The 7,155-nt window shown below is 61.3% G+C and carries 6 protein-coding genes; 5 read left to right on the forward strand and 1 reads right to left on the reverse strand.

Annotated elements, in window-relative coordinates; translation table 11 throughout:
- Nucleotides 1–15 precede the first annotated feature (15 nt).
- Together PQR40_RS37545 and PQR40_RS37550 are read left to right on the forward strand one after the other, a co-directional pair.
- Nucleotides 16–1,611 (forward strand): MDR family MFS transporter, encoded by a 1,596-nt coding sequence (locus PQR40_RS37545; RefSeq protein ID WP_408340711.1) that lies wholly within the window; start codon nucleotides 16–18, stop codon nucleotides 1,609–1,611.
- A 32-nt stretch (nucleotides 1,612–1,643) separates the two neighbouring features.
- Nucleotides 1,644–2,150: a MarR family winged helix-turn-helix transcriptional regulator gene (locus PQR40_RS37550; RefSeq protein ID WP_408239734.1), complete on the forward strand. Its 507-nt coding sequence runs from the start codon at nucleotides 1,644–1,646 to the stop codon at nucleotides 2,148–2,150.
- 127 nt (nucleotides 2,151–2,277) lie between these two features.
- Here the strand turns inward: PQR40_RS37550 and PQR40_RS37555 are convergent, their stop codons facing one another.
- A complete protein-coding gene (locus PQR40_RS37555) occupies nucleotides 2,278–3,555 on the reverse strand; it encodes an amino acid deaminase (RefSeq protein WP_408511169.1) in 1,278 nt (425 codons plus the stop codon).
- Between the two features lie 146 nt (nucleotides 3,556–3,701).
- Here PQR40_RS37555 and PQR40_RS37560 point away from each other — a divergent pair, with 146 nt between their 5' ends.
- The 3 genes from PQR40_RS37560 (at nucleotide 3,702) to PQR40_RS37570 (ending at nucleotide 6,533) form a co-directional block, all read left to right on the forward strand.
- Nucleotides 3,702–4,592, forward strand: coding sequence for a MurR/RpiR family transcriptional regulator (locus PQR40_RS37560; RefSeq protein WP_408239740.1), 891 nt, complete (start codon nucleotides 3,702–3,704; stop codon nucleotides 4,590–4,592).
- A gap of 3 nt (nucleotides 4,593–4,595) precedes the next feature.
- Entirely contained in the window at nucleotides 4,596–6,077 is a 1,482-nt protein-coding gene (locus PQR40_RS37565) for an N-acyl-D-amino-acid deacylase family protein (RefSeq protein WP_408511170.1), read from the forward strand.
- Between the two features lie 69 nt (nucleotides 6,078–6,146).
- Nucleotides 6,147–6,533, forward strand: a complete 387-nt coding sequence (locus tag PQR40_RS37570; protein ID WP_028200605.1) for a RidA family protein — start codon at nucleotides 6,147–6,149, stop codon at nucleotides 6,531–6,533.
- The last annotated feature ends 622 nt before the right edge of the window (nucleotides 6,534–7,155 follow it).

Here is a 7,155-nt window from a genome sequence, read left to right on the forward strand (position 1 = left end):
GTTGCTCTATCAAAAATGGCTGTCCATACCGCGGCCCACCACTCGAGTGGGCAAGTTTTACCTTTCCGTGAATCGCTCCTGGCGATGCTCGGCATTTCCTTCGTCACGATGCTGGTCGCCCTTGACCAGACGGTGGTCGGCACCGCGTTGCCCACTATCGTCTCCGAGCTGAAGGGTTTCGAGCTTTACGCGTGGGTCGCCACGTCGTACTTGCTGACCTCAGTGATTACCGTGCCGATCTTCGGCCGGCTCGGTGATTACTACGGGCGCAAACCGTTCGTGATCGCATCGATCGTCCTGTTCACGGCGGCTTCGGTGCTGTGCGGCGCCGCCAACAATATGCTGTTCCTCGTGCTCGCGCGCGGCTTGCAGGGTATCGGTGGCGGCATGCTGGTCGGCACGGCCTTCGCCTGCATTCCTGATCTCTTCCCCGACTCGGTCGTGCGGCTGCGCTGGCAGGTGCTGATGAGTTCGGCATTTGGGATTGCGAATGCCGTGGGGCCGTCGCTCGGTGGTTTTCTCACGCAGTACTACGGCTGGCGCTCGGTGTTCTATGTGAATTTGCCGGTCGGCTTGCTGTCGCTGTTTTTCGTTTGGCGCTTTCTGCCGCATCTGCGGCATGTCGAGCACGAAGGGAAGATGCGGCTCGACTGGCCGGGTGCGCTGCTGATCGCGGTGGCGCTCGGCTCGCTGCAACTGTTCGTCGAGTTGTTGCCGAAGCACGGCGTCACCTTGAGCGCCTTCGCGCTGCTTGCACTTAGCGTCGCCTCGGCATACGGGTTGTGGCAATGGGAAAAGCGTTGCCCGACGGCGATCCTGCCGGTGGATATGTTTCGTAATCGCAGCCTGGCGGCACTCTTCACGCTCGCCGTGCTGGGCGGCTTCACGATGTTCTCGCTGCTGTTCTACGCCCCGTTGCTGTTCCAGGGCGGCTTCGGAATGTCGCCGAAAGAAGCGGGGCTCGTCATTACACCGCTCGTGGTGTTCATCACGATCGGCAGTATCGCCAATGGCCGCATCGTCTCTCGCGTGCGCAATCCGAATCTGATGCTGTATATCGGCTTCGCGCTGGTAGCGCTGGCGTGCCTTGGCGTGGTCGTCGCAACGCGCTCCATGCCGCAATGGATGCTGATGTCGTTCATGGTGCTTGGCGGCCTCGGTCTCGGCTTCGTGATGCCGAATCTGACGATCTTCGCGCAGCAGACAGCAGGCCGCGAACACCTCGGTATTGCCACCGCACTGCTGCAGTCGCTGCGGATGATTGGCGGGATGATCGGCACAGCGCTTACCGGCACGCTGATCAGTCATATGTATGCGAGCGGCGTGCGTAGCGCGCTGGAAAACGATCACGCGTCGCAATGGTTCCCCGATCTCGGCGACCCGCAAATCCTGATCAATCGCGACGCGCAAAACACCTTGCTCGGCCAGTTGACGCATGCGGGCCACAACGGCGCGATGCTGCTCGAGAGCGCGCGCGAGGCGCTCGTTGCGGCGATTCATCTGGGGCTCGCGATGGCGGCGATCATTGCCGTGGTGTCCGTGTGGCAAAGCCGCCGTGTGCCGCCGATCAAGCTCCAGCGCAAGCTCGAGCCGGTGATTCACGCGGATTGATTTTTTAGTCTTATCAGTTTTACTGACAGATCATGGAAGAACAGGACCGCGTCGCCGTCATGCAGCAATTCGGCCGCACTTATCGGGCGTTCATGTCGGCATTCGAGGCCCAGGTTGGGCACCCGTTGCCGCGCTGGCGCATTCTGCTCGCGCTGCACGAGCAGGCCGGCGAGTCGTCGCAGAAGCGGTTGGTCGAGCGCTTGCGCGTCGATCCGGGTGCGCTCACCCGGCAGTTGAAAACGCTCGAGAGTTTAGGCTGGATTGCACGCAGCATGGATACGCGCGATAACCGCGTGACCAATGTACGTTTGACCGAAGCGGGGCAGTCGGCCACCGAAGCCAGCCTGCCGCGTCGCAACGCATTTTTGAACGACACCATGGCGGCATTGCCGAACGATGCGCTGGGCGCACTATCGCGGGCTTTGAAGATGCTGGAAGTGCGGATCGGCGAAGTGGCTGCGACGGCTAACGCAGCGGGCGCGGACTCTGATGCTCTTCCGCAAGTGCCCGGCGCGGCGGGCAGTGAACCGGCGCATTAGGGCTGACAGAGAAAAGTTTGACCGATTCGGCGCTGCGGCCGCCGCGAACGACACGGCCGGCGCCGACCTGCTGAGAGTCATTAAATGGCGCGCTACCCATTAGTGAGGCGCGCCGCCCGCATCAAGATCAGAAGAACGTCTCGATCACTTCTGTGACGCGATACGACGGGTCGACCACCAACACCTGACGCCACTTGTCGAATGTCAGGCAGGGATGCGAAATGTCGAACGCGATCATGTCACCCACTTTCAGGTCGGCGCCCGCGGGGATTCGTAGATACGCGTGCTGATCCATCAAGCCAAAAATCTCCCAGCCTTCGCTCGCGGCGATGTCGCGCGGTGCTTCGGTGCCCGGACGATAGTGGCGCGCCGGTTCCGGCATGCCTGCGTCGAAAGCGGAATCGCGTTTACCCAGGCCGATGATCGCGCGATCCGGCTCCGGAATCGACTGCACGTACGCCCACAGTTGCAGCGCCGGCAACAGGCCTTCGCCCATTTTCTTCGCGACCGGATTGCGGGCGAAGATGTCTGTTTGAGCCTTGCGGTAGACGCCGACGTCATGCGTCAGATAGCAGCCAGGCCGCAGCACCACTTCGACCTTGCCGGTCTCCGAGGCCTTCACGAATTCTTCCGCGACCACGTCGTACCAGGCCGAGCCGGCGCCTGACAGAACGGCCGGTGTGCGTGCAAAACGTCTTTCATCGACCAACGCGCGCGTCACGGCGACAGCGCTCTGCAGGAACTCGCGCACCTCGTGTTCTTCCTTCAACACGCCTTCATACAACTCGACGCCCGCCAGCTTCAACACATCCGGATAGCGCGCGATCGCCTCGAGCACCGCGTTGCGCTGCGCTTCGTCGCGCACGCCGGCGCGGCCGCCCGGCACGCCGAGCTCGAGCAATACTTGCAGCGGCTTGCGTACCGACGTGAAAAACTCACCCAACTGTTCGACGCCTTCGACCGAATCGACGAGGCAGAAGAATTCGAAATCAGGATCGCTCAGCAACTCGGCGACCATCATCATGTTGCGGCGGCCAACCAGTTGGTTGGCCATCAGAATCCGCGAAACACCGCCGTGATACGCCGCGCGCACCTGATGCGCAGTGGCGAGCGTGATGCCCCAAGCGCCGGTTTCGAGCTGACGGCGAAACAGTTGCGGCGCCATGGTGGTTTTGCCGTGCGGCGCGAGCTTGACGCCGTATTCCGCGACGAACGCCTGCATCCACTTCAAGTTGTGTTCCACACGATCGGCGTACAGCACCGCGGCGGGCAGGCTCACGTCTTCGTTCAGCAGGTTCCACTCGAGGCGCGCGGCATCCGTGAGTTGGATGCTGGTGCCCGGAATCATGCCCAAGCCCTTGCTATAAGGATCAATCGTTGCGCCCTGATAGTTTGTAACTTTCATGTCTCCCTGCTCCATCGTCCAGTTAAATCGAATCAAAGTTGACTTTACTATGTTACCGAAAGTACGATGGTTGAAGAAATGTTATTTAGTACCACGGCTTGCCGGAGGCTTTTTGTAAGCCTTCGCGAGACACCCCACAGTCTGCAATGAACTCAACCGCCGAACCGCTGGCTTTCGATATTGTCGCGCGCATCGCTGAGTGTGCGCCGGAACTGCGTTCGGCCGAACGTAAGGTCGCGGCACTGATTCTCGACGATCTGACCGGCGCATCGCGGGCCAGCATCGGCGCGCTCGCCCAGCAGGCAGAGGTGAGCGTTGCGACCGTGACGCGCTTCGCCAAGGCGGTCGGTTGCCGCGACGTGCGGGAGCTCAAATTGCGGCTCGCGCAGGCGGCTGCCGTCGGTCAGCGCTTCCTGCAAGCAGGCGGACCCACCGACGCACCCGAGCCTATCGCCACCCGCGTGTTCGACGAACTGCAGACCGCGCTTGCCCATAACCACCAGCTGCTGCGCCAGGCGCCTTTGGGCGAAGCGGCGGCCGCGTTGCGCGCTGCGCGAATGATCTATGTATTCGGCATGGGCGGCGGCTCGACCGCATTGGCAGACGAAATGCGCTTTCGGCTCGTGCGACTCGGCCGGCCGGTTGCGACCTATCAGGACGGCCTGCTACAGCGCATGGTGGCGAGCACCGTATCGCGCGAGTGCGTGGTGATCGCGCTGTCCACTACTGGGCGCGTGCCCGAGATGGTTGAGAACTGCAAGATCGCGCGCAGCTACGGGGCGACTGTGATCGCCCTGACCGCGCCCGCTTCGCCTTTAGCCAAACTGGCCGATTGGGTGATTCCGATCGTCGCCTTTGAAACCGATTTCATTTACAAGCCGTCGTCGTCACGCTACGCGATGATGATGGCGCTCGATGTGCTCGTCACCGAACTTGCCGTCAGTCAGGGCGACGAGAGCCGGGAATTGCTGCGCCGCATGAAGCACGCGCTCGACGCGCATCGTGGCGGCGGCGATCGACAACCGTTAGGAGACTGATCCATGCATTCGCATCCCGAAGCCGCCGATACGCTGATCGTCGGCGCGCAACTGTACGACGGCACGGGCGCACCGCCGGTCGAACGCGACATCGCGATCCGCGAGGGCCGCATCGCCGCGATCGGCAATCTGTCGAACTGGCTTGCCGAAGAGGTGATCGAAGCCAATGGTCGCGCACTGGCGCCGGGTTTCATCGACGTTCATACGCATGACGACACGCACGTGATTCGTTCGCCGCAAATGCTGCCGAAGATAACTCAGGGCGTGACGACGGTGATTGTCGGCAACTGCGGGATCAGCGCGTCGCCGGTTTCGTTGAGGGGCGATCCGCCTGATCCGATGAACCTGCTTGGCGAGCGTGACGCGTTCCAGTACCCGACTTTCGCAGCGTATGTCGAAGCGGTGAACGCCGCGCGCCCTGCCGTGAATGTCGGCGCACTGATTGGGCATACGGCGTTGCGCAGCAATCAGATGGACCGGCTCGATCGCGCGGCGACCGCGGCGGAAATCGATGGAATGCGCGCGCAACTCGAAGAGGCGTTGTCGAACGGTGCATTGGGTTTGAGCTCGGGCCTAGCGTACGGGTCCGCCTTTTCCGCGCCGACTGAAGAAGTCATGGCGCTCGCTGAGCCGCTTGCCGCCGCAGGCGCGCTTTACACGACGCACATGCGCACCGAGTTCGACGCGATTCTCGACGCGATGGACGAGGCGTATCGGGTGGGCCGTCACGCGCATGTGCCAGTGGTGATTTCGCATCTGAAGTGCGCGGGGCCGTCGAACTGGGGGCGTAGTGAAGAGGTGTTGAATTCGCTGGAAGGCGCGCGTCGTTTGCAGCCGATCGGTTGTGACTGCTATCCGTACAACCGCAGTTCGTCGACGCTCGACGTGAAGCAGGTGACGGGCGACATCGACATCACGATCACGTGGTCCGAGCCGCATCCCGAGATGGCGGGCAAGCTGATCAGGGAAATTGCCGCTGAGTGGGGCGTCACGCAGCAGGAGGCGGGCAAGCGTTTGCAGCCTGCGGGCGCGGTGTATCACAACATGTCCGAGGACGACGTGCGGCGCATTCTGTCGCATCCCGCGACGATGGTCGGCTCAGATGGTTTGCCGAACGATCCGCTGCCGCATCCGCGGTTGTGGGGCGCGTTCCCGCGCGTGCTTGGCCACTACGCGCGCGATACGAAGTTGTTGCCGCTCGAAGAGGCGGTGCGCAAGATGACCAGCTTGTCGGCGCGCCGGTTTGGGTTGGTGCAGCGGGGCGAGGTGCATATCGGTTATCACGCGGATCTGGTGTTGTTCGACCCGGCCAAGGTGCGCGATGCGGCGACGTTCGAGAAACCGCAGCAGCCCGCGGACGGCATCGACGCGGTGTGGGTGAATGGCGTGTTGTCTTACCGCGATGGCGCAGTGACTGGCGAGCGGGCAGGGCATTTTGTGGCGCGCGGTGCTGCGTCGAAAGGCGATGCGCACGGCGCATTTTGATTCTGGTTTTCTGATCAATGTGGCACGCGTATTCGTTGGCGCGTGCCGGACTTTTTAAGGAGTTTGACGATGAAGCGATATGGTGTTGAAGGTGGCAAGGGTACGGGTGGTCAACATATGCCCTTTGCGCGAGCAGTCGAAGCGGATGGCTGGTTGTTCGTTTCCGGGCAGACGCCGATGGAAAACGGTGAAGTGATCAATGGCGGGATTGTTGAGCAATCGCACAAGGCGATTCAGAACGTGTTCGCTATTTTGAAGGAAGCAGGATATGGGGCGGAGCATGTTGTCCGCTGCGGTGTGTGGCTGGATGATCCGCGTGACTTCGCTTCGTTCAACAAGGTGTTTCGTGAGTACTTTGGCGAGAATCCGCCGGCTCGGGCTTGTGTTGTGTCGTCGATGGTGATCGACTGTCGAGTCGAGGTCGATTGCGTGGCTTATAAGAAGCCTTCGGCTTAATGTTTTTTTTGTTCGCCGTAGGCGGTGGGTGGGTTATTTTTGCCTTGCCTGCGGCGTTGAGCTTTGCCTGCTCGGCGTGATTTGTTGGTGTGCTTGCGGTGTTGGCCTTTCGTTGATCTGGCTTCTTTGGTCTTTGGTCTTTGGCCTTTCCTTGAATTCTTATTGGTCTATTAGCGTCGCCCCTGTGCGGGGCGGGCACCTACTTTTCTTTGCCTGCCGCAAAGAAAAGTAGGCAAAAGAAAGCGGCTCAAACCGCTAATTCTTAAGCGGATCCCCCGCGCAGTTGCGGTAGTGGTGCATCTGGAATCCGTGTCCTCGCGCCTTCAGCCGTAGTGACAAAGCACTCATCAGCTCCCACTTCGCACTGCGTGCGTCGCGGATGGGTCTGTCAGGGAAACCTGGGGCTTTGGTTACGCGTGGTGGGGGCCATCGGCTTCGCCTCGGCGAAATGCCTAATGAAACGTGAGTGCGAAAACGAGGTGGTCGGTTCTATAAACTGAGCGTCGGCGCGCGCAGCGCCGCCGGAAGTATGACGCCCTTGTCACTAACGTTGAATGTGCGAGGGTACCGATTCCAGATGTACCACTATGCCCTCCAAGCTAGGGGACCCGCTTATGCGCTA

Source organism: Paraburkholderia sediminicola, assembly GCF_046026855.1.
GTDB classification, from domain to species: domain Bacteria; phylum Pseudomonadota; class Gammaproteobacteria; order Burkholderiales; family Burkholderiaceae; genus Paraburkholderia; species Paraburkholderia sediminicola_A.

Coding starts and splice junctions, on each gene's coding strand:
- PQR40_RS37550 (WP_408239734.1), top strand. CDS start 1,644: ATGGAAGAACAGGACCGCGTCGCCGTCATGCAGCAATTCGGCCGCACT.
- PQR40_RS37545 (WP_408340711.1), top strand. CDS start 16: ATGGCTGTCCATACCGCGGCCCACCACTCGAGTGGGCAAGTTTTACCT.
- PQR40_RS37560 (WP_408239740.1), top strand. CDS start 3,702: ATGAACTCAACCGCCGAACCGCTGGCTTTCGATATTGTCGCGCGCATC.
- PQR40_RS37570 (WP_028200605.1), top strand. CDS start 6,147: ATGAAGCGATATGGTGTTGAAGGTGGCAAGGGTACGGGTGGTCAACAT.
- PQR40_RS37555 (WP_408511169.1), bottom strand. CDS start 3,555: ATGAAAGTTACAAACTATCAGGGCGCAACGATTGATCCTTATAGCAAG.
- PQR40_RS37565 (WP_408511170.1), top strand. CDS start 4,596: ATGCATTCGCATCCCGAAGCCGCCGATACGCTGATCGTCGGCGCGCAA.